This window comes from Vibrio minamisatsumaniensis (assembly GCF_050337445.1).
Lineage (GTDB): Bacteria > Pseudomonadota > Gammaproteobacteria > Enterobacterales > Vibrionaceae > Vibrio > Vibrio artabrorum.
The window spans coordinates 1-23,294 of sequence record NZ_JAKJSY010000075.1; the positions used below are offsets into that span (position 1 = coordinate 1).

General features: G+C 44.0%; 19 protein-coding genes and 1 pseudogene. 9 read left to right on the forward strand and 11 right to left on the reverse strand.

Annotation, left to right across the window (positions count from 1 at the left end; all coding sequences use genetic code 11):
- The 3 genes and pseudogenes from L4B77_RS15730 to L4B77_RS15740 form a co-directional block, all read right to left on the reverse strand.
- A partial coding sequence (locus tag L4B77_RS15730; RefSeq protein WP_429751568.1) for a transposase occupies positions 1-236 on the reverse strand: 236 nt, incomplete at its 3' end.
- Between the two features lie 61 nt (positions 237-297).
- A pseudogene (locus tag L4B77_RS15735) lies at positions 298-432 on the reverse strand (GGDEF domain-containing protein); the annotation flags it as partial.
- A 573-nt stretch (positions 433-1,005) separates the two neighbouring features.
- On the reverse strand, positions 1,006-2,631 hold the full coding sequence (locus L4B77_RS15740; protein WP_429751570.1) for a peptide ABC transporter substrate-binding protein: 1,626 nt from the start codon (positions 2,629-2,631) through the stop codon (positions 1,006-1,008).
- A 125-nt stretch (positions 2,632-2,756) separates the two neighbouring features.
- On the opposite strand from L4B77_RS15740, the gene mpaA reads away from it, so the two are divergent.
- The 5 genes from mpaA (at position 2,757) to L4B77_RS15765 (ending at position 7,994) form a co-directional block, all read left to right on the forward strand.
- A complete protein-coding gene (gene mpaA, locus L4B77_RS15745; protein WP_372040449.1) occupies positions 2,757-3,467 on the forward strand; it encodes a murein tripeptide amidase MpaA in 711 nt (236 codons plus the stop codon).
- Between the two features lie 252 nt (positions 3,468-3,719).
- Positions 3,720-4,634, forward strand: coding sequence for a VirK/YbjX family protein (locus tag L4B77_RS15750; protein ID WP_176312021.1), 915 nt, complete (start codon positions 3,720-3,722; stop codon positions 4,632-4,634).
- Between the two features lie 368 nt (positions 4,635-5,002).
- The gene (locus L4B77_RS15755) at positions 5,003-6,151 is read left to right on the forward strand and encodes an S-(hydroxymethyl)glutathione dehydrogenase/class III alcohol dehydrogenase (RefSeq protein WP_261840360.1); all 1,149 of its coding nucleotides are present in this window, start codon (positions 5,003-5,005) and stop codon (positions 6,149-6,151) included.
- A 161-nt stretch (positions 6,152-6,312) separates the two neighbouring features.
- Positions 6,313-7,152 carry an S-formylglutathione hydrolase gene (gene fghA, locus L4B77_RS15760; RefSeq protein WP_429751573.1) on the forward strand — a complete coding sequence of 280 codons (840 nt, stop codon included), beginning with the start codon at positions 6,313-6,315 and terminating at the stop codon, positions 7,150-7,152.
- A 440-nt stretch (positions 7,153-7,592) separates the two neighbouring features.
- A complete protein-coding gene (locus L4B77_RS15765) occupies positions 7,593-7,994 on the forward strand; it encodes a hypothetical protein (protein WP_261840362.1) in 402 nt (133 codons plus the stop codon).
- A gap of 173 nt (positions 7,995-8,167) precedes the next feature.
- Here the strand turns inward: L4B77_RS15765 and L4B77_RS15770 are convergent, their stop codons facing one another.
- The 3 genes from L4B77_RS15770 to L4B77_RS15780 all read right to left on the reverse strand — a co-directional run bounded on the left by L4B77_RS15770 (position 8,168) and on the right by L4B77_RS15780 (position 12,171).
- Positions 8,168-9,613, reverse strand: coding sequence for a sucrose-6-phosphate hydrolase (locus L4B77_RS15770; protein ID WP_429751575.1), 1,446 nt, complete (start codon positions 9,611-9,613; stop codon positions 8,168-8,170).
- A complete protein-coding gene (gene cscK, locus L4B77_RS15775; protein WP_429751577.1) occupies positions 9,610-10,569 on the reverse strand; it encodes a fructokinase in 960 nt (319 codons plus the stop codon). Before cscK ends, L4B77_RS15770 begins: the two co-directional genes overlap by 4 nt.
- 162 nt (positions 10,570-10,731) lie before the next feature.
- A complete protein-coding gene (locus L4B77_RS15780) occupies positions 10,732-12,171 on the reverse strand; it encodes a sucrose-specific PTS transporter subunit IIBC (RefSeq protein ID WP_429751579.1) in 1,440 nt (479 codons plus the stop codon).
- Positions 12,172-12,405: 234 nt separating this feature from the next.
- Here L4B77_RS15780 and L4B77_RS15785 point away from each other — a divergent pair, with 234 nt between their 5' ends.
- On the forward strand, positions 12,406-13,392 hold the full coding sequence (locus tag L4B77_RS15785; protein ID WP_429751581.1) for a LacI family DNA-binding transcriptional regulator: 987 nt from the start codon (positions 12,406-12,408) through the stop codon (positions 13,390-13,392).
- Positions 13,393-13,526: 134 nt separating this feature from the next.
- Here L4B77_RS15785 and L4B77_RS15790 read toward each other — a convergent pair whose 3' ends face one another.
- From L4B77_RS15790 to L4B77_RS15800, 3 genes are all read right to left on the reverse strand, one after another.
- Positions 13,527-14,900 (reverse strand): carbohydrate porin, encoded by a 1,374-nt coding sequence (locus L4B77_RS15790; RefSeq protein WP_372093686.1) that lies wholly within the window; start codon positions 14,898-14,900, stop codon positions 13,527-13,529.
- 413 nt (positions 14,901-15,313) lie between these two features.
- Positions 15,314-15,721, reverse strand: a complete 408-nt coding sequence (locus tag L4B77_RS15795; RefSeq protein WP_261840370.1) for a hypothetical protein — start codon at positions 15,719-15,721, stop codon at positions 15,314-15,316.
- A gap of 409 nt (positions 15,722-16,130) precedes the next feature.
- The gene (locus L4B77_RS15800) at positions 16,131-17,459 is read right to left on the reverse strand and encodes an anaerobic C4-dicarboxylate transporter (protein WP_261840374.1); all 1,329 of its coding nucleotides are present in this window, start codon (positions 17,457-17,459) and stop codon (positions 16,131-16,133) included.
- Positions 17,460-17,869: 410 nt separating this feature from the next.
- Here L4B77_RS15800 and L4B77_RS15805 point away from each other — a divergent pair, with 410 nt between their 5' ends.
- The 3 genes from L4B77_RS15805 to L4B77_RS15815 all read left to right on the forward strand — a co-directional run bounded on the left by L4B77_RS15805 (position 17,870) and on the right by L4B77_RS15815 (position 20,195).
- The gene (locus tag L4B77_RS15805) at positions 17,870-18,529 is read left to right on the forward strand and encodes an HAD family hydrolase (RefSeq protein WP_261840375.1); all 660 of its coding nucleotides are present in this window, start codon (positions 17,870-17,872) and stop codon (positions 18,527-18,529) included.
- 174 nt (positions 18,530-18,703) lie between these two features.
- Positions 18,704-19,330: an HD domain-containing protein gene (locus L4B77_RS15810; protein WP_429751585.1), complete on the forward strand. Its 627-nt coding sequence runs from the start codon at positions 18,704-18,706 to the stop codon at positions 19,328-19,330.
- Between the two features lie 178 nt (positions 19,331-19,508).
- Positions 19,509-20,195: a DNA-3-methyladenine glycosylase I gene (locus tag L4B77_RS15815; protein ID WP_372065324.1), complete on the forward strand. Its 687-nt coding sequence runs from the start codon at positions 19,509-19,511 to the stop codon at positions 20,193-20,195.
- A 305-nt stretch (positions 20,196-20,500) separates the two neighbouring features.
- On the opposite strand, the gene dcuC is transcribed toward L4B77_RS15815, so the two are convergent.
- Together dcuC and pepT are read right to left on the reverse strand one after the other, a co-directional pair.
- Positions 20,501-21,865, reverse strand: coding sequence for a C4-dicarboxylate transporter DcuC (gene dcuC, locus L4B77_RS15820; RefSeq protein ID WP_429751587.1), 1,365 nt, complete (start codon positions 21,863-21,865; stop codon positions 20,501-20,503).
- A 2-nt stretch (positions 21,866-21,867) separates the two neighbouring features.
- Entirely contained in the window at positions 21,868-23,097 is a 1,230-nt protein-coding gene (gene pepT, locus L4B77_RS15825; protein ID WP_429751589.1) for a peptidase T, read from the reverse strand.
- Positions 23,098-23,294 lie beyond the last annotated feature (197 nt).

The following is a 23,294-nucleotide window of genomic DNA, read 5'->3' on the forward strand; positions in this document are numbered from 1 at the left end:
AGCTCTTCAGCTTGCTCTGCCAATAATCGTTTGAGTTTGGCATTTTCAGTGGCGAGCTCCCTTTCTCTATCGCTGATTTTCGCATCTTTTTTGACGGCTTTACGCCACCCATAAATTTGAGATTCATATAGCGAAAGCTGTCGTGCGGCAGCAGAGACACCGACTTTCTCTGCTAACTTAAGCGCTTCGGCTTTAAATTCAGGAGCATGTTTGATTCGTGTTTTCTTAGTTGTCATTGTTCACCTCGTTAGTGATTGTACTCACTTAACTCGGTGTCCAAAACTTCTGGTGCGGATCAGATAACGAAAAAAGAGCAAGACCCAATACTTGCTTTTGAGCCGACTGAAATAATAAAAGACCGATACTAAAAATCAGTGAGAAGATAATAAAAATTATACTTAGGGTTCTTATGTCTAGCGGGAAAGTATCCATATTCTTCCTTAAATCGGACAGACAATCACATCATCTAACTTTTTCTGAGCTTGAGATGTTTTTCTATCTTCCTTCTCTCATTTTAATTTCCAAGCAATCAAACCACACAATCAAACCTGTTGCATATCAAAAAGAGCAACATTAAGGTCGAAATATAGCAAATACTAATTAAAAATACATCTCACTATCGTGTTTGTTCTTGATGATGCGATATCAAGCGAGAGAAGTACCATTATGATCGGTGATTACACTCAACAAAATTTAAGGAGGGGGAAGAGAGAATTAGTATAAGGAAGCGATAAGAAAACACCCTAATTAGGGGCTAACGGCTCTTTCGCTGTATGAAGAGTTTTAATGAGCTTTTGCTAGCGTCTTATCATTAACGTCCACAGTCATGCTCTTCCTGATCAATAAGCATAGTGAACTCCTTTATTGGATAGAAATAAATCATATTTSTTTACTGTCTCGTTATAGATTAACGATAAAGGACGTTGATCAGATATTTATGATCAACGTCCCTTTTCTTCTATCTTTTATATCTATGCGTTAGGCCTGAACTCGCATTTAGCCTATCTATTCTTTGATATAGAGGTCCTTAGAATAGATACGCCCTTCCACGTTGTTCTTCGCAAAGCCGCCAACACTTGGTCGCACTAGGCGAGCCTGCATGTAGTAATAGATGGGTGCGATAGGCATATCCTCAGCAAGAAATTGTTCTGCTTGGTCATAGAGCCCTTGGCGCGCTTGCTCATTGGTTGCTGACAACGCGTTGTTCATCACTGAATCGTACTTTTCATTACTGTAGCGAGCAAAATTACCGGAAGTGCCTGAACGCAATAAGCTCAAAAAGGTTGATGCTTCGTTGTAATCACCACACCAAGAAGCTCGCATCACATCAAAATCCCCTTGTCGACGTGATACTAGGTAAGACTTCCATTCTTGGTTTTCTAAATCAACGTTCGCACCGAGATTGCCCTTCAACATTGAAGCAATAGCCACCACTATCGATTTGTTCGATTCACTGGTGTTATAAAGCAGTTGAAAACTCAGCGGGTTAGCAGCGTCATATCCGGCTTCTTTCAGCAGCTCTTGCGCTTTTTGGTCGCGCTCCTTTTGTGTCCACTTACTGTATGCTGGTTGAGTAGCCTCAAAACCTGACGTGTACTTATGAACAAAGGTATAAGCCGGTAAATTACCCACCTGAGTAACCCCATTAGTAATCACATCACGCATTATCGAATAAGACACCGCTTTACGCACTCGAGCATCGTTAAATGGAGGACGCGTGGTGTTAAACGCGTAGTAATACGTACACAGTAAAGGCACTGCGGTATACGCATTTTTGTATTTTTCTTTAAGTTGCGGTGCCAGGCTTGTTGGCACATCGGAAGTGATGTCGACCTCACCTGCCGCATATCGATTAATCGAAGCATTTTGGTTTTCAAACGGAATATAGGTTACTTGGGTTAAATGCGTATTTGAGCTGTCCCAATATTGAGGATTTTTCTTAAGTTCAATGCGCTCATTCACCACCCATTTATCCAATACAAATGCACCATTACCAACAAACTGCTTAGGATCGCTCCACGGCTTATCGCTGTTCTCCAGTGTCGCCTTGTGTACTGGCATCATTGAAGTATGTCCCGTCATCGCCACAAAATATGGGACCTTACTGTCAAGTTCAAACTTCACCGTGTATTTATCGACAGCGGAGACCCCCAGATCTTCAATGGGCTTGTTACCTTGTGCTACATCGGCAACGTTTTTAATTTTAGTTAACTTGAGATACCACACGTTGGGTGATGCTAATTTAGGATCAACCGCACGTCTTATTGCATAAACAAAATCATTCGCCGTCACAGGATCGCCATTCGACCATTTCGCATCTTTGCGTAGATGAAATACAAAGGTTTTGTTATCTTTGGTTTCCCATGATTCAGCCACGCCGGGCTTGATATTGCCATCACGATCTTGAATGACGAGACCTTCAAACAGGTCTCGTAAAATGTGCATTTCAGGCATCCCTTCAGCCTTCGCAGGATCTAATGTTGCGGCTTCTGCATCATTCGCTCGCACCAAATGTTGATCTTTCGCCAGAGTCACTCCAGCCGGCAATGTTTCTGCAGCAGCGGTTAATGCTATAAAAGGGGTCAGTAGAGATGAAATGAGTAAAGCCATTGAATGTTTCTTAAAGTCCATATTTTTGCTCTCTTAGCCTATCTTCAAAAATAATAAAAATAACACTACAACTATTGACGAATTTAGCCGTTCAGTTTATCTAATTAGTGAATAGTTAACAGCACTTTATCAATAAGGGTACTCATGTGAGTTTAATTCCAAGAACGGAAAGAGCAGCATTTTCATTAAAACCTATCCCATTCGGATGCTCAGTATTAGGCGCACCATTGCTCTACTTTCCTGCGCAGCGACAAAGCGAATCTCGCGGACTCATTTTAGCTGGCACACACGGCGATGAAACCGCGTCTATAGCGGGGCTGTCTTGCGCGCTAAGAAGCTTGCCCGCCGCCAACTTACAACACGATGTGATTCTATCGATGAACCCAGACGGTAACCAGTTAGGTACACGAGCCAACGCCAATCAGGTTGATTTAAACCGTGCGTTTCCGACTCAAAATTGGACAGAAAAAGGCACCGTCTATCGTTGGAGTTCTCACACCCCCGTAAGAGACGTTAAAGTGAAAACTGGCCAAACCGATAAACTTGAGCCTGAAGTCCAATCACTGATCAACCTTATAGAGCAACGTAAACCCCAGTTTGTGGTCTCTTTTCACGAGCCACTGGCAATGGTCGACGATCCCGCTCAATCCGAACTTGCGACTTGGCTAGGCAAACAATTCAACCTACCACTCGTCGAAGACGTCGATTACGACACCCCAGGTTCATTTGGCACCTGGTGCAGCGAAAGAAAACTACCTTGTATTACCGTTGAGCTACCACCCGTTTCAGCCGATCTGACGATAGAGCAGTATTTAGATGCATTCATTTCGATATTGCAGCATGATCCTGTCATCTGATTAAACAATAGAGAATGAAAAAATTGACATGCTATTAGCACTGAGTATTTCATTAAACAACATGTCCGTTTTCTCTATTAATTTACTTAAAAAGGTTGAGCTTTTAACCAATAATACTCAACCATTGTTCATCATATCGTCAACCTTTAATTCTGACTCATGAAGTATCGCACTTATTCTCTAAATTGGAGTATAATGGGAGTCTTCAGTAGAAAAACATTCATTCCATCTCCCAGGTCAATTGTATTATTTATGAGCTATTTAAAAAAGATATATACCTTGTCAAATAAAGTTCATCCTCACAGCTCTGGGGTTGATTACTTACGTAAAAACATTCGATTTATGATGTGGGGAATATTGAGTCCGCATGTTATCCGTGCCATGGATAATCTGCACGAGAATGAAAATCTAACCACCATCTTTGAGCTGAACTATAAGCTTTTTGAAAAGCCGTTAAAGCCTTTTATTTCACCTCGCTTCTCATCCAAGCAACGCGTCAATCTTATCCAATCTCATTTTGATATATTAGCGTCTAAATTTGGTAAAAATGTTATCAATATTTACGCTCAACCCTTTGAGATAACGACCTTTATTGACCGCAATGGTAGCGCCTATCGGATTGAGTTATTCTCTGGTGAAGTAAGAGAGGGGTCTATCGGTATCAGACTTGTAGAATGTGATACTGGTTATTCAATATACTCAATTACCTTTAATCTATCCGAGCAATCTGGGGAAAGAGTATTACACATCGGGTGTTTGCAAGGTTCGAATCGGCATGTGGTTGATAGTAATAGTAAAATAAAAGAGATCACTCGAACATTGCACGGCCTTCGCCCGAAAGCCTTAATGTTGAATTTAAGCTTGAGCTTTGCTAGATATTTTAATGTGAATAAAGTTGTTGCGGTATCAAATAAAGGCCATGTATATCAAGCACTTCGGTATTGGGGCTCAAAGAAAAATGCGATAAAAAGTGATTATGACTCCTTATGGAAAGAGAATGGTGGGGAACAGATAAATAAACATTTCTATCAAATCCCAACCAATCTCGAACGAAAGGAGCTTGCCGGATTAAAAAGAAGTAAACGCAGTCTTTACACAAAAAGATACGCACTACTTGATGATCTCGAAGCAGACCTTATCTCGTCATTGAACAGTCTCATTCAATAATTTTAAGGTATTCACACTCAAGCTTAGCTTAGTTAGCCACAAGCCGTACTTATCCGCTTGTGGTTAGCTGGACCCGCTAGCCATTTCACCAGCCATGCCCCTCCCTGCTCTGAACAATAATCCGCCCGGATGCCTACCAACAAGATATACCTAAGTCCACTCACCTGAGTTCAATCTCTGTCACACTGCTCATTATTACAAATACGTAATAATCATTTTCTATTTAGGGGGATTATCAAAAATAATACTCGCACCTATACTCGCTCCAACAAAACGAGAGGGCGGAAACAATTAAGCTCAACTACGCTTAACGGGTTGAATTTAATTACACGCTTATTCGCTGTACTGAGATAGATAGGAAACCTCCAATGACAATCGAAATTAAACCGGGTCAAACGCATATCAAATCAAAAGCGATGGTTGCATGGGCCGCTGGCGAGCCACTAAAAATGGAAGAAGTTGATGTACAACTTCCTAAAGCGGGTGAGGTTCTCGTTCGCATCGTTGCTACTGGTGTTTGTCACACTGACGCATTCACATTATCAGGTGACGATCCAGAAGGTATCTTCCCTTCAATTCTTGGTCACGAAGGTGGCGGCATCGTTGAGATGATCGGCGAAGGCGTGACAAGTGTTGAGGTTGGCGACCACGTTATCCCACTTTACACCGCTGAATGTGGTGAATGTAAGTTCTGTAAATCGGGTAAAACTAACCTATGCCAAGCGGTTCGCGAAACGCAAGGTAAAGGCCTAATGCCAGACGGTACAAGCCGCTTCTCTATTAATGGCGAAACAATTTTCCATTACATGGGTTGCTCGACTTTCTCTGAGTACACTGTACTTCCAGAAATCTCTCTAGCGAAAGTAAGCAAAGAAGCACCACTTGAAGAAGTCTGTCTTCTCGGTTGTGGTGTAACAACAGGTATGGGCGCGGTACTGAACACAGCGAAAGTTGAAAAAGGCGACAACGTTGCGATATTCGGATTAGGCGGTATCGGTCTTTCCGCCATCATTGGTGCTCGCATGGCGGGTGCTAACCGCATCATCGGTGTAGATATCAACGAGAGCAAATTCGAGCTAGCAAAACAGCTTGGCGCGACGGATTGCATCAACCCAACTAAATTCGACAAGCCAATCCAAGACGTTATCGTTGAGATGACAGACGGTGGTGTTGAGTACTCTTTCGAGTGTATCGGTAACGTCAACGTGATGCGTCAAGCGCTTGAGTGCTGTCACAAAGGTTGGGGCGAATCGGTCATTATTGGTGTTGCAGGTGCGGGCCAAGAGATCGCTACTCGTCCATTCCAACTCGTAACTGGTCGTGTATGGCGTGGTTCTGCTTTCGGTGGTGTTAAAGGCCGCTCTGAGCTTCCAGAAATCGTTAACCGTTACATGGCGGGTGAATTTGGTCTGCAAGAGTTCATCACTCACACAATGGGGCTGCAAGACGTTAACGAAGCATTCGACCTAATGCACAAAGGTGAATCTATCCGTACTGTTCTACACATGGATAGATAATACCAATCGTAATTAATAACAGGTTGTCCTCGATTCTTTGAGTATCGAGGACAAAGCTATGAATAAAAAGCAACAAACTGTCTTCACCACCTCCTGCCCGGTGGGTGGTGAAACTTTAAATGCTATAGACAAAAAACCATCAACCTAACGGAGCACCATAAATGACAATCGAAAACATTAGCCAAGCAAAGGTTGCTGGTGGTTGGCACAAACAATACACCCACTTTTCTGCAACGCTTGACTGCAACATGCGTTTCGCGATTTTCTTGCCACCAAATGCAAGCAAAGAAAACCCAGTTCCTGTTTTGTATTGGTTGTCAGGCTTAACCTGTACCGATGAAAACTTCATGCAAAAAGCCGGCGCTTTCAAAGCCGCGGCTGAGCAAGGCATCGCGATTGTTGCACCAGACACTAGCCCACGAGGCGAAGGTGTCGCCGACGATGAAAATTACGATCTCGGCCAAGGTGCCGGCTTCTACGTAAATGCCACTCAAGCACCATGGGACAGCCATTACCACATGTACGATTACGTGGTAACAGAGCTTCCTGCATTGATTGAGTCTTTCTTCCCAGTAACTTCGGTGAAGTCGATTTCTGGCCACAGCATGGGCGGACACGGTGCCCTAACGATTGGCATCAAAAACGAAGATAGCTACCGTTCTATCTCGGCATTCAGCCCAATTACCAACCCAATGCAATGCCCTTGGGGACAAAAAGCCTTCAACCAATACCTAGGCTTAGATATTGAAGAGTGGAAGCACTACGACGCCTCTGAACTTCTAAAAGCCAAAGGCACTAAGCTACCAATGTTAGTTGACCAAGGCGAAGCGGATAACTTCCTGATTGAACAGCTTAAACCTGAGCAATTGGTCGAAGCCGCTAAGGTGACCAATGCCGATTTAGAGCTACGTATGCAGCCAGGTTACGACCACAGCTACTACTTCATCTCTAGCTTTATTGATGAACATATTGAGTTCCACGCTGCTTACCTAAACAAGTAATCACCGTTAACTTAGCCCACACCTTGCAAGCGTAAGGTGTGGGCTTTTTTGTGCCTGCTTTTATACCAATCGTAGTAAATAACTGGTCACCCTAGCTTGTTAAAAAGCTCGATAACTTCGTTAGAATTTTTGATTGTAGAATAACTACTTATCGAAACTTCTTRTCGAAAAGAGCCGCCTTGTTCTYAAKCTTTYTYYCTRCGCTATTTCTGWTCACTTACTTACTGTGATTGGTATTACTCATACTCAGCGATATACATCAAAGGATGTAGGCAGAGAATCGTAAGCAAAGATTTTAGATCAAAAAGTTGTGAACAGTGAGTCAACTCATTCAAACTTTCTAACAGACTGGTGCCACCTTCACTTATTCATACTCTTACAATCAGCAAATCAAACCTGTTACCATAGCGTCTTCAACATCACTTATTTTGAAGGTTGCAATGAAAGTAATTAAGACTCTTTTCTTTCTGATGGTTTTATTAAGCGGCCTATTTACCGCCTGGTTGTTTATACCGATCCCTGCGACCATGGACAAACAAACACTTAATGTGCCACTAACGGAACCGTTCAAGCTTGTGGCATATCGCAGCAATCCGAATGATGCAAGCAAACCACTCACTTACCACTACTATGTGATTTCAGATGTGGTTGGTGTGGACGATATGGATCCGTTTCTAATTACCACAGACCAATTCGTGAAGCTTGGCGAATTCGACGAGAACACATTCAATCTTACGGTTAACGGCAAGATTGAGCGCTACACCAACGATTTGTGGGTCAAAAAGGCCGACGGCAAGCTGCAGCACTGGTACGTAAGTATTGATGCGAACTATATTCGCTAAAATCGAACGGCAATAGACCTCATTTAAAAACTGCGCTTTGGCTTCCAAGCGCAGTTTTTTTTCCCACTCACGACTGCCTTTGATCTCAACATGCTGATTAATTAGACGTCGAAATCCCCTAACGTTTAAAGCAGAACAACAAACAGCAGCTTTTTAATGGAGGCAAAGAGGGCTTAATCATCTAGCCCTTTAATTGGGCTCATTGAACGATAAACGGTTTTTACGTCACCTTTGATGGACAGCACACTTAAATCATCAATGAAGAAACGGCTGGTCATGGTATGTTTACCGCCATTGATGAAGATTTCGATGACCGACTTGTCGACATAAACCTCGATGGTTTGCTTGATGCTCAACCTCGGCGCTTTTCTCACACACCCAAACTCTTCAGCGTAGAGTTGAGACATATTGCTGCGATCAAGAATGAACGCCTTATTTGTCGCACTGAACACGATGTTATCACCCGCAACGTTGGCAAGTGTAAACTCAAACTCGTCCGCATCCGTTTCGAGCTCAACCATGAAGCTGGTCGTATCCAGTTCAAGAACATTTTCAACCGTAACCGCTTCCCCCTGTAGCACTTTCAATTCAGGTAAAGCAGACTGAACAAGATAGCCATCTTGGATGTGAAGTTCGCGAGGTAACGACAACATACCCGCCCACTGATGTTCGTTAGATGGTGTGTCAATCTCTGGCAGACCAATCCAAGCAATCATAATACGGCGACCTTTATCATCTAAATAAGTCTGTGGGGCGTAGAAATCAAAGCCGTAATCCGGCTGCGCGATGTCTTGATGATTTTCCAATTCCGCCGTATCTAGGTTCAGGCGATCACCCACAATGTAAGCCACAGAATAGATATTTTTGAAGTCGTATGGGTTTTTGCTCGACACGCCTTGCGGAGAAAACAGCATCACCGACTGATTGTCTATTGCAAAGAAATCGGGACACTCCCACATATAGCCAAGGTTGTTGTAACGAGTTTGAATTGGGCCTTTGTGCTGCCAATTCATCAGGTCACGGCTGCGATATAGCGCCATTGAACCTGTTTCCTGAGGTGTTTGAGCCCCCACAACCATCAGGTAATCGTCACCCTGCTTCCACACTTTTGGGTCGCGGAAATGTTCAGTGTAGTGCTCGTTTTCAATAACCACGCCGTGCTTTTCTATTTTGCCGTCGGCAGACATCTTGGCAAAACATTGAGTTGGAATTCGTTGCCAGTTTTCATCACGTTTATTTCCCGTAAAGAACAACAGTGCCTTACCGTTTTCAACCAATGCGCCACCAGAATAAACACCGTGAGAATCGTAATCTTGGTCTGGGTGTAGGCCAATGCCGTGGTCTTCGAAATGAACGAAGTCTTTGGTTGAAAGGTGATACCAATACTTCATACCATGGACAGGCCCCACCGGCGTCCACTGATAAAATAAATGGTGTTCGCCATCAAAGAAACACAAGCCATTTGGATCGTTGAGCAGGCCAAACTTAGGCGCAATATGGTAGCTTGGATAGCCAGAGTCTTGTTTGCGAAGCTCTACCATCCCATCGATACTCTCTTGAGAAATATCTTCTAAACGTCGATACCTTTGCTCTACTGTCCAGTTCGAGTTCAAACTCATACACTCTCCTTTACAGCATTGGTATTTGAAGAATTTTTTTGAATAAACTGAGTGAGATCTTCTTGCGTTGGAAGTGCGGTCATTGCGCCTTTTTGCGTTGTCGCCAGAGCACCACAACCATTCGCCCACTGAATTGCAGAATCGACGACTTGTTGATTGTTCCACTCATCATGTTGAGAAAGTTTTGCAAGCAAGCCACCAACAAAAGCATCGCCCGCCCCTGTAGTATCCACTGGCGTCACTGAACGACCTGACATCAACACGCCTTGCGTTTCAAATACTCGCCATACGCCTTTCGCACCCTGAGTAACCAGAATAAGCGTGTTGTTAAGCTCAGCAATATGAGCCAAACCTTGCTCCATCGACGTCGAATCGGTTAAGAAATCCAACTCTTCTTCCGAAAATTTAACCACATCCGCCAAGGCAACCGCTTGCATGACCACAGACTTGATTGCTGAGGGATCTTGCCACACTTCATCACGAAGGTTTGGATCGAAGCTGATGTAACCACCAGCCGCTTTCATGCGTCGGATGGCTTCAAAGGTACTGCTTCGACTTGGCTCATTAGCCAGAGAGATTGAGCAGACGTGTAGCCACTCGTTTTTCTTAAACTCAGGAATGTCATCCACAGACATAAACTGATCGGCACTTGGCTTCACCATAAACGTAAAGCTGCGTTCACCTTGGTCATCAAGGTCCACCACCACCGTTGACGTGCGCTGTTCAGGATCCTTCACCAAACGTTCGGTATTCACACCTTCGTTTTGCAGAGTCACTTCCATAAAGGTGCCAAACGGGTCGTTACCCACTCGGCCGAAAAAGGCGCTTTTGCCTAAAAGACGAGCAATAGCAACCGCGACATTGGCAGGAGCACCACCCGGACATTTCAACAATGTCTTATCTGTCTCCGGAATGAGGTCGACGACAGCGTCTCCCGTTACCCAAACTTGATTCATCTTTCTTACCTTAAAACTGAAAATCATGACAAGCGAATGGATATAACGGTTCACATTGTCATGTAAAAATATAAAAAGGCTAGCTAAGCCAAATCACCTAGCTAGCACCCTAAAGCTTAGGAAATGAAGTGAAAAGGGGGACTTCACTTCTAGGGAGAAACGTTAAGCCGTTGCTTTAATGTTTTGTTTATTACGCTCGCGCAGCCCTAAAACAACGGTCAGTGCAAAGGCCGTGACGAACGCGATAATCATACCGACCACGTAGTAACCGATTTTTTCCGGCGATATTGAGATAATACCGGGAATACCAGCCGCACCAAGCGCTTGTGCTTTCACATGAAACATGGTGATGAAAGCACTTGAAACCGCAGCGGCACAAACCGCAGCAATGAATGGATAGCGAAGCTTTAGATTCACACCGAACATGGCTGGCTCTGTAATACCGAGTAAACCAGTGACGCCTGAAGGAATCGCAATACTCTTCATTTTGGTATCGCGAGTCATGAAACCAACAGCCAGCGCCGCCGCCCCTTGTGACACGTTAGACATCGCTGCGATAGGGAAAATGAACGTGCCCCCCGTTGTTGCAATATCCGCAAGCAACTGAGTTTCGATAGCGATAAAGCTATGATGCATGCCTGTGATAACGAATGGCGCATAAATCAAACCAAATACCGCCCCACCAATGAAACCAGCACTGTTATATAGCCAATTTAGGCCGTCACCCAGTAGGAAGCCAATATCACGTGTAAATGGACCCACTACGGTGAATGTCAGTAAGCCAGTCACAAAGATAGCCAGTAGCGGTGTTAGCAGGTTGTCCAGAACTGAAGGCACGACTTTACGTAGACCAAGTTCTACTTTCGCAAGAATAAACGCAGAAACGAGCACTGGCAGCACTGAACCTTGATAGCCCACTTTCTCAATTTCGAAGCCCAGAATGTTCCAAACCGGAATGTTGCCTGTCACCGATGCACTGCCGAAGCCCCAACCATTCAGAAGATCTGGGTGAACCATTAACATCCCTAAAGCCGCACCAAGGTATGGGTTACCACCAAACTTCTTACTCGCTGAAAATGCCAATAAAATAGGTAAGTAAACAAAAGGAGCATTAGCAAATGTGTTGATCATGTTTGCTAAGTCAGTCAAGCCCGGATTCGCGTCGATCAAAGATTTGCCATCAATGAACAAGCCTTGAGCCGTCAATAGGTTGTAGATACCCATCAACAAACCACCAGCAACAATCGCAGGAATAATTGGGACAAATATATCAGACAGGCCTTTCACTGCGCGCTGCACGATATTTTGGTTGTCAGCCCCTGCCGCCGACACATCATTGGTCGACATTTCCGTCATCTCAGTCAGTTTTGCCATCTCTGCATAAACTTGGTTGACGATGCCTGAACCAAAGATGATCTGATATTGACCCGCGACTTTAAACTGGCCTTTGACCCCTTCTAGGTTATCAATTGCCTGTTCGTCAATTTTTTCTTGATCAGCAACGGCAAGACGCAGACGAGTCGCACAGTGCGCGAGTGCCGTGATATTACTTTTACCACCTAATAGAGTGAGCAGCTCTTTTGCTATTTTTGGATAATTCATTACATACCCCATTGGATTATCATTTGTGCCTTTGAACTTTCGGGAACGTTTGCAAAACAAATTTTTGCTTAGAAATAACAAATGATCAAAGATAACTGCTCAATAGTGTGAGGATGATCTTTAAATTATCTCCCCTGGATGAGGCGAGAGGGTTAAAATCTCCGAATAAACAGGGAAATTTGATGGCTCGTTTGCAAACAATCCCAAAACTAAAATGATAATGGATAATTTATAATGGCTAGTCTTCATGATGTCGCTCGTCTCGCTGGAGTTTCCAAGTCGACGGTCTCAAGAGTAATCAATGATGAGTATGGCGTAAAAGACGCGACCAAGATTAAAGTGCGCAAAGCGGTGGAAGAGTGTGGCTATCTCCCAAACCAAGTCGCTAAAGACTTAAAGTCTCAGAAAACCAACCTCGTTGGCGTGATTGTTCCTAGGGTTTCTTCCCATGCCACCGCTCAAGGTGTCGACGGTTTAACCGCAGTATTAGAGCAAGCAGGCAAGCATGTTTTATTAGCGAGCACGCACCAAACACACCACAAAGAACTTGAATACATTCAGATATTTAACCAGAAGCGTGTTGAAGGCATCATCCTGTACGCGACCCACCTCGACAACCAATTGGTCAAAGCGATTCAAAGCTCTGCCGTACCCGTGGTGTTGGTTGGTCAAGACGGTTCAATGTTTAACATCCCAAGTATTGTGCACGACGACACTCGTGTAGGGTTTGAAGCAGGTAACCGCCTTATCTCGAAGGGTTGTCAATACATGGGGTTCATAGGCGTACAAGGCGATGATATTGCGGTGGATAAGATGAGATCGGAAGGCTTTGCTCAATCACTTCAATTTAACGACCTCGCACTGCAATTTCACGCCCGTGGCGACTTCACCATCGATTCTGGCTACAAACTGGCTAAGCATTATCTCAAGGAGCACACCAAGCTCGACGGCCTATTCTGCGCCACTGACCGTATCGCAATCGGTGCGATCAGAGCGATTCAGGAAGCGGGACTTGTTCCTGGAAAGGACATATTGGTGCTCGGTGTGGGTGACGATGAGCTGGCTTCTGTCTGTACGCCATCGCTGTCTACGTTTAACTATGCGTTTGATAAAGCGGGAGAAAATGGAGCCAAGCTGCTACTCGACCGTATTGAAAAAAAAGGTTTTGAAATGAGTAAAATGGTGCTGACCTTCACCACCATTGATCGAGAATCTTGCTAGCGATTTATTTCAGAGATCAAGTGCTCCCAAAATAAAAATGCCAACCCTCGAGTTAACAACGATAAGGTTGGCATTTGACGATGTGAATCTCACATCATGATTAACACTCTCTACCTAAACGATATATCGAGCCATTAGAACCAAGTTTCCATCTGCAGTGCAAATAGAACCTCACCGCCCTCTCCCATCGTTGCTGCATCCGCGTCAGTGCTGATCGAGTAACCATTCAGATCTTCACTCCAATCCACATAGCTCACAGCGAAACGCAGCTCTGGTCGGTCAAAAAAGCCGGTGCTGGTCGAAAGCTTTAGTGTTGGTGCAATTGTCGCTTTGTAGAAACCGCCGCTCGCTTGCTCGGTCGCGTTGTCCAAATCCATGTACTGCAGTGAACCTTCGTAAACCATCTCAAAGTTCTCTGTGAACTCTTGAGCCAATCGAACGTTTAAAGAAGCCCATGTGAACTCGTCATTCTTCTTCAGACGGTCTTGGCTATGCTCTGCCATTAATGCCGGCGCTAAACGCCAGTTGTCGCCAATGCGAGTCACACCGTAGCTGAATAGACGAACAGCTTTTGCATCATCCAGTAGATCACCATTTGAACCGATGCCTTTTAGCTCCGCACCTAAACCGCTACCCACTAACATACCTGTTTTAGAGAAGCCTTCGCTCACACCAAAGAAGCTGTCTCCATGGTACGCTAGCATAGCGTGTACACCGCTTTTCGCTGCGCCATGTAGTCGGGTGTCGTTGTCTGCTGACGCCATGCCACTCAGCATCACCTGCCATTGGCCAATACGGTTATTCATGGTTGCAATGTAGTTTTCGACATCGGTTGATGAGCTATCAATCTCACCAAAATCTCGACCGTAAATAGAGAAACTCGCTTTCCAGTCGTCGCTCATTTGAACGTCATAAACACCTGCGCCAGTGCCTGACAGGAAGACAATATCCGAGTCGAAAAAGTGAATATCAAAATTATCGCGATCGAATCGTTTACCTGCCCAGAACGTTGCTTCAGAAAACGCTTCAGATTCAGAGAACATACTCAGGCGATTCAGCTCTGAATACACTTGTCGTACATTCAACTGGCTTTCGCTGGCAGTCCACTCGTTATTTGTCTCGGTACTGTCGGCTAACATGATGCGAAACAAAGCACTAGAACCATCGTCTGCAAATCGTTTATGAATCAAGTTCGCTTCAACGTAATGATCATCTTCAACACCAAGGCGTCCAATTGGCGCACCAATGGCACCTGCTGCCGTCATATAAGGTCCAGTGCCTGTCGCGCCGTTTAGGTCATCGTTGATCAATAACCCAGAGCGAGCATAGCCGTGAAACTCAAACGAAGAAGCCTTTTCATTAGCCTCGGTGGAGGCCTGTTCCGTTTGTACAACCCTTTGTTCTAATTCATTAATACGTTGCTCTAATGCCGCAACATCTTCACTTGCTAATACCGATGTTGTCATTAGCCCCATTGTTACAGCAACCGCTAAAGTGTGTCGTTTCATTCTGATGTTCTCACGTTAATTATTTTGGATAAAACTGCAAACGTTCCCGAAATAATTCGTAAGCGCACTTAAACTCATACTTTTGATGCACAAGCTTAATATCGAAGAAGAAATAGAAATCAAGTTGTATTGATTTCTACAGATTTTGTATCTATCTGGATGATAGATCGATACTTTCGGGAACGTTACCGAGAATGCATAATTCTGATAACTTTGTCACAAGTGAAGTGAATGAATGAACGAAAAACGGTCTCTCGCGCACATTGATGTACTTTAGCGAAACCTAAGAAAAATAAATTTTTCAAACGTTTGAAATGCCATTGAATGATGTTGATTGATAGGGGTTAAAATGAGTATATGAACAACTGAAACTTATCGAACCTTAGATTAGAAAGCATAAGGCATGGCGAAAATTACTTCTTTTTGTTCTGCTCAACCAACTTTTCATTCCATGCATCGTTGCCGTCTCGCTTGCTAACATCATACTCAGAACAAAACTGCGATATGGTCATGTTGTTATCACCAGTGGCTAGCTTTAACGCTAACTGCACTTGCTGGAGCTTACTTTGAAGACGAAGGTTTTGACCTGCCTTTGGGCTTTTCTCTTTGGCGAACTTTAAAGCAGCATGTTTGCGCTCTGCAGCACCCGCACGGCGATCCGCTTCTGATAATAGATATTTTAGCTGCGCGACACTTTTTCCCTTTTTGAAAGCAGGTTCAAGCAGTTCAACACATTCATCAAATGATGGATTTATAACATACGGATCAATTTTGTGCGCTTGTTGGCGCATCCACTCTAGCGCGAGCTTTTCATCTGACATTGTATAATCTTTATCAATAAAACAGTCGTATATGGTATCGCTCAATAGCAAACCACTGCAATAACAAATTGAGGCCATTCGCGCCTTTCAAACCACTACATTGCTGAGAAAGCGAGTCTGCCCGCTACTTTTCACTAGCAACAGAGAGGATGGTGCGTGGCTTTAAGTCAGTGATGGAATCCGGCTTTGATATCAAAAACAGCCACCTCATCGTTGGCACCACTAGGCCAGTCGTTGGTCTTTGAGCCTCGTTAATATTGGTTATGAATTCGAAACCTAGATTCGAATCAGCACTTCCAAGCCGAACAAACAAAAACAGCGCCTCAGTAGGCGCTGTTTTCGTTTCTTATCTCGTTATCGCTGGTTTAATTAAGCGTCAAAAAGTAAGATTAAGTGATAAAGAGCTAGATTAAGCGATAAAAATCTGTGCCAGTGCGTAGCCTAAACAACATGCGCCGACCACACCGATTAAACCCACCGACATGAATGAGTGATTGAAGTACCACTTACCAATCTTAGTGGTGCCAGACACATCAAAGTTAACCGTTGCGATATCTGATGGGTAATTCGGGATGAAGAAGTAACCGTACACCGCTGGCATCAAGCCGATAAGCAGTGCTGGGTCTAATCCTAAGCCAAGGCCAACCGGTAACATCATACGTGCTGTTGCAGCTTGAGAGTTCACCACAACCGATACGATAAATAGCGCAAGCGCAAACGTCCATGGGTAGTTGGTCACCATTTCCACGATGCCAGATTTAAACTGAGGCATTGCGTATTGAAAGTAGGTATCCGACATCCAAGCGATACCGAAGATAGCAATCGCTGCTACCATACCCGATTTGAATACCACACCATTTGGCACGTCACGCGGGTCTGTTTTGGTTGCCAACAAAATGATACCGCCGAAACAGAGCATCATCATTTGGATGATCACTGACATCTTAATGGGCTTGTCGCCATCTACGATGGTTCTGATTTCAGGCACCATCGCCACGATAACAATCACGACAATCGACAATAGAAAAATCAATACTGCATTACGAGCCGACGTTGGAAGCTTTTCATCCAAAGACGTCGCGGTGGTGCTTTCAATGCGCTTTTTCCACTCAGGATCTTTTAAACGAGCTTGATAATCAGGATCGTCATTCAACTCTTTGCCACGCTTTAAACTGTATAAAGAAAGTAAAAATGTGCCAAACAGCGTTGCAGGAACTGTCACCATCAAGATAGAAAGAAGTGTAATAGAATGTTGAACATCTGACAGTTGCGCGAGGTAATAGACCACTGCGGCAGAGATTGGCGAAGCCGTGATGGCTAATTGTGAAGCCACTGATGCCGCTGCCATTGGGCGCTCAGGACGAATCCCGTTCTTCAATGCGACATCACCAATGATAGGCATGATTGAGTATACCGCGTGGCCAGTGCCCAATAAGAACGTCATCGAGTACGTGACAAAAGGGGCTATCAATGTAACCCGTTTCGGGTTCTTTCTCAGCACCCTTTCTGCAACTTGCAGCATATATTTCAAGCCACCAGCCGCTTCGAGGATCGAAGCACAGGTCACAACCGCGAGGATGATCAGCATTACGGTAACGGGTGGAGACGTTGGCGGCATCTTGAAGACAAACACCTCGATCACCAGACCAATTCCAGAAACAACCCCTAAGCCAATACCGCCATACCGAGAACCGATATAAAGGACGACTAATAAAAATAAAAACTCGAAATACAACATAAGCAACCCTGCTAAAAATATGGACTAATGATATTTTGTCCCTAAGTCGCAACATTTACTTTTTGCTTGGTCACACTATGATTGCAAGCTTCTGCAAATTACTTTTTATCAGATTATGGTCACGCTACCAAGCCTGTTCGTTTATTAATTGTAATGGTGAGCTGAAGGTTTAACCGAAATTTGTTATCTATGATAATCAGTATTGTATCTGTTAGATCACGATGCTCTATAAAACACAAAACTCATAACCTAAGGATATTATTAAGGCGAAAACCAATTGCATTGCAAATCATTCAATGGCCTCCCCCATAGACAACTTGTAAGGTTTTGCTCAACACTCGCTCGCCTATCCCTGATACACTATGCCAAAATACTTCCCCTACCACGACACTAGATAAAGAACCACGAATATGAATTTTCAAGCGGCTATTTTTGATATGGATGGATTATTGCTCGATACAGAGCGACTTTGCATGCAGGTTTTTGAAGAAGCGTGTCGCGCGCAAGGCGTTCCTTTTTTGCAAGATGTTTACCTCAGAATCATTGGTTGTAACGCAAAAACCGTCGAACAGATTTTTCGAAATGGCTACGGTGAAGGCTTAGATTACCCAGCGCTGAACAAAGAATGGCGCACTCGCTACAGTGCAATCGTTAAGCACCAAGCCATTCCAGTAAAAGATGGCGTGATTGAGCTGCTTGAATGGCTAAAATCGAATGACATTCCAATCGCGGTGGCGACCTCCACTCAGCTTGATATCGCGAAGAAGAAGCTTGAGCTGGCTGGCCTAGATTCTTACTTCACCTCGTTAAGCACGGGTTGTGAAGTCACCAATGGTAAACCCCACCCAGAAATCTACCTGCTTGCGGCAAAGCGCCTAGGGGTTGCTCCGGAGACTTGCCTAGCGTTTGAAGATTCGAATAACGGTATTCGCGCATCAGTGGCAGCCAACATGATCAGTTTTCAGATCCCAGATTTGGTCGAGCCCTGTGAAGAAGTAAGAGCGCTTGGGCATACGATCAGCCCATCGCTGCATCATGTATTGGCGCTGCTGCAACAAGCCGCAGCATAAAAGCACATCACATCCAATAAAAACCAATATTAAACCGACTTACTGAGTCGGTTTTTTGTGGGTATTCCTTTTATAAAAGCTAAAAACGCACACTAGAAACGGTTACAGTCGATGTAAAACAGAGGCTAAGTGACAGGCAACATTGATAACGTCTAGAGATGGAGAAAAGGACGCGTGATTGAAAAATTTGAAAGTCAACTGCTTGATTTTGCACAACAAGAAATGACCCAAGATGCGGCGCACGACATCAGCCACATCAAGCGCGTCGTCAAAACTGCTAAGGTTTTATGTACTCAAGAACAAGCGAAGCTTGAAGTCGTTCTGCCTGCCGCTTACCTTCATGATTGTTTCACCTTTCCCAAGAACCACCCAGACCGAGCCCAAAGCTCGACAATGGCGGCAGACAAGGCGATCTCTTTCCTCAAATCCATTGAGTATCCTGCGCCTTATCTTGACGAGATTCATCATGCGATTGTCACTCACAGTTACAGCGCCAACATCGCGCCAGAAACCTTGGAAGCACAAATCGTCCAAGATGCCGATCGTCTCGATTCTCTCGGTGCGATAGGCATTGCTCGCTGCCTATACGTGGGCCAAAGCTTCGAGGCCGAGCTCTATAACCACGAAGACCCGTTCGCGAAGCAGCGTGACTTAGATGATCAACATTACAGCGTCGACCATTTCTACGTAAAGCTGTTCAAGCTCGCTGAAAGCATGAATACAGAATCCGCCAAGTTAGAAGCCAACAAGCGCACCGACTACATGCGTGGTTTTGTTGATAGGCTGGCCTCAGAAATTTAACAAGAAGAGCCGAACGTGAAAGAGTTCAATGATAAAACATGGCCCTTGTATCAGATGGCATTAAAGCTCTGCTAGCTTGTTTTAATTAACAGGCTTGTTTTAACAGAATCGTTTTAATTGCCAAATTTGACCCCATATCATTAAGCATTGGCTACACAGATGTAATTTGGAACCTCCAATGACCCAAGAAAAATTCGATACCATTTATCAACGTGCGGCTCACCGTAAAGGTGGAGCGGCCGAGCTCGAAAAGATTGTTCGTGCGCCCCTTTCCCAAGCCGAGTTATCGCAAATCACCGACGACCGTTGGCTAGCCGCCTTTACCGAAAAGGTATTCCAGTGTGGTATTTCATGGAATGTGGTGAGAAAGAAGTGGCCGCAATTTGAAGAAGTGTTCTTTGAATTCGACATCGAAAAGATGCTGATGCTGCCGAACGAGATGTGGGAGCAGAAAGCGCAAGACCCGCGCATTATTCGTCACCTTACTAAGGTGATGACCATCCCTGCCAATGCCACCATGATTCATAATGCCAAGCGTGACGCTGATTCGTTCTCACAAATGGTTGCCGACTGGCCATCAGAACGCATCACAGAACTTTGGGATTACCTGAAAAAACACGGCAAGCGATTAGGTGGCAACACGGGCGCTTACACCTTGCGTCAAATGGGTAAAGACACCTTCATCTTGTCCTCGGATGTTGAAGCGCACCTGCGCAGTACAGAGGTCGTCGATAGTGGTCGTAACACTAAGCGAGCACAACTCGCGGCAAGTAAGGCTTTCAACGAATGGCAGCAACAGTCGGGGCGTAGCCTGAGCGAAATCAGCCAGATAGTGGCATACAGTTGCGGCGATAATCGCGTTTAATTGAATTGAATATGGCTTAAAGCTAAAGATTGCAGACCGTTCCCTGCAAACTGCATGTTATAAATCATTAACAAATCAGGGCGCATCGCACTTTCATCCGGTGGTATTGTATAGATAACACAGTACAAAGTTTGATATCCAAATCCAAGACGTAAGTGTCTTACGCGTCTGTCGCATAGAAAGTATTGAACCCGTCCAGATTCGCCTTGCTTTTCAAGACCAGCTGTTAACTCAGCTGGTCTTTGTCTTTAATGCAAACAGATAAAGTGGCTGTGTGCTTTTTATTTCATAAATAGACGCAAAACTTAGCTATAAAATGCGTATACGATAATAAAATGGAACACGAAACCGACCAACACAGGTACAGATGTACGCTTAACCACATCAAAAGGGCTTAACTTCGCCCCGGTAGCTGAAGCAATGACAACCGCGGATACTGGAGACATCGCACGACCAATTGCGGACGCTTGTTGCATTGGCATTAACATTGCTGCCGTATTCGCTCCCATACTTGTTGCGATCGTTGGAATTAACTCAACAAACGCTAAGAATGGTGCATTACCTGACCCCATAATGACTGCCGCCATTAAAGTGACAACAGCAAAAACCAAAGTCATAGCGACACTTGGCAAACCAACCGATTGAGCAAGCATGATTAAGTTAGAAATCGCACCAGTCGCTTGAATACCATACGCAAAAACACCCGCAGCGACTAATAAAACGACGACGCTGCTAAACGCACTTCCCATCCCTTTCGAAAAGACTCCAAAGCCATCAAAAACAGCCTTTAAGCTTTTTTTCGTTATGCATTCGCACAGCATGGCGATAAACATAGAGACGAAGACTATCGTCGTTACGTCCATATTAATCGTTGAAACAACCAATTTAGAGAAAGCGATCGCCATCATTATAGGGAGTAGAGGCAACATAACATAATAGCTCGGCGCAGATCCTTCCACTTTTGAGTCCGCCATTGCTGTCGCTTCAAACTGCTCGGGGTGTTTTTTGTCGACATGCGTTTGCCAAATAACATGCATAATACCAATAACGACCATTGTCGCTATGGATGTTGGCGCTTGATAATGAGAAACGTAACTCATTAAATCCATTCCTAGCGCCTCACTAGCACGGATAGCATCGACACCAGTTGGCGTAAAACTTACCGCCAATGAGCTAGCAATAACAGCCGCAGCACTACCACGAGAAAGCCCTAAACCCAACATAACAGGAAACAAAGTACCCATTAACAACACGCCTAATCCCGTTGCTGATGGTATCGCGAGCTGAAGGATACTCGCCATACAATAAGCGAAAAAGAGCATGATATTTTTGTTTTTAATGCGACTTAATGGTTTGGTGGCTAAACGAACGACAACATCATTCGCTCCTATATGGCTCATATAATCAGCAAAACCGACTAATGCCATGATCATTAAACCCAACGAACCAGCACGGTATCCCATTAAAAATTGAACGTATTTAAACGGCTCAAATCCTGAAAAGTTTGTTGATGCTACAGAAGCTGGTAGCATCGGTCCCCAGCCAAATATCCCTGTGGCAAAGATTAAAACTATTCCTGACATTAATAAGGTAGGCTCTGCTCGATACCCTTTTAAAATCATTCTGGCAACAATAACAACAATAATAAGAACTAATATTAACTGAGCCATATTTATAAACCTTCATGCTCTGTCAAGTTAATAATAATGCTCTTAACCACATTACTTGCCGCCACGAGTGATGGAACCGGCAAATATTCAAATATCGAATGGAAGTTGTGAGCACCAGTAAATATATTCGGACATGGTAACCCCTTTTCTGAAAGCACAGCCCCATCATAACCGCCACGCATAGGGATCACTTTTGGTTCTATACCATTCTCTTTATAGGCCGTCATTGCGAGATCAACAGGCAACATAGAATCTTTTAGATAATTGTGCACATTGCTATAACGATCCGTCAATTCAAGAACAGCTCTATTATTGTTCCTTTCATTGAATATTCTAACTTGTTCCGCAATAAAGGCTTTACGATACGCATAGCCTTCTTCCGTAAAGTCGCGAATATCCATATTAAGAACCGTTTTCGCTGAGTTACCTACCAGTTTTTTCATCCAATAGTAACCTTCGCGCCCCTCAGTATGCTCTGGCGTTTCTTTTGCTGGGAATTGGGTCATAAATGAATTGGCCAACAGTAAAGAGTTGATCAAATTACCTTTTGAGTTCATAGGGTGCGCAGATTGTCCTGTGAATGTAACCACGGCATTACCTGCGTTCCAGTTTTCACAAACAAACTCACCAATTCCACAACAATCGAGTGTGTAAGCAAAATCGGCACCAAACTCATTCACATCAAATGCATTTGCTCCAAGAAGCCCTTGCTCTTCATCAGGAACAAAACCTACCTTTACCGTCCCGTGTTCGACGTCTTGATTCTCTTTAAAAAACTGCAACGCATTTAAAATAGCAGCGATAGCGGCTTTATCATCGGCACCGAGTAATGATTGCCCGTCACTCACGATGATTTCTTGCCCAATATAATTTGCGAGTTCAGGCTGTTCTGCTAAAGAGAGAATTGGGCCTGTCGATAATGGAATGTCTCCGCCCTGATAATGAACCACTTCTGCATGCGTGTCTTCAGTGCGTTCTGAGCTAGTATCAAGATGCCCAAAGAAAGCAACGGTTGGTAATTTTTTTTCAGAGTTAGAGGGTAAAGTAGCGGTCAGAATAGCGGTATCTCGAAGAATGATATCAACACAACCTAGCTCTTCTAATTGCTTTTTAACCAAACACGCTAATTCATATTGTCCAGTGCTTGAAGGCATGATGCCTGCGGCACCGTTTGCTTGGTTTGTGGTTGTATTAATCTCTGTGTAACCTAAAAAGCGCTCCACTATATTCATTGTTTAAATCCAAGTTTTAATAAAACGAAGATATTACAATTTTTACCACTTGATTGAGTGACTATTATCTCAATAAACCTAATCTAAAAGTAATAATTTAACTTTCAAAAATAGCTATACCCAACTCGAGATTTTGAATGTTTAAATATTGTTTTTTATTTGAAAATAAAATGAATCAATTACTCAATGTATATTGT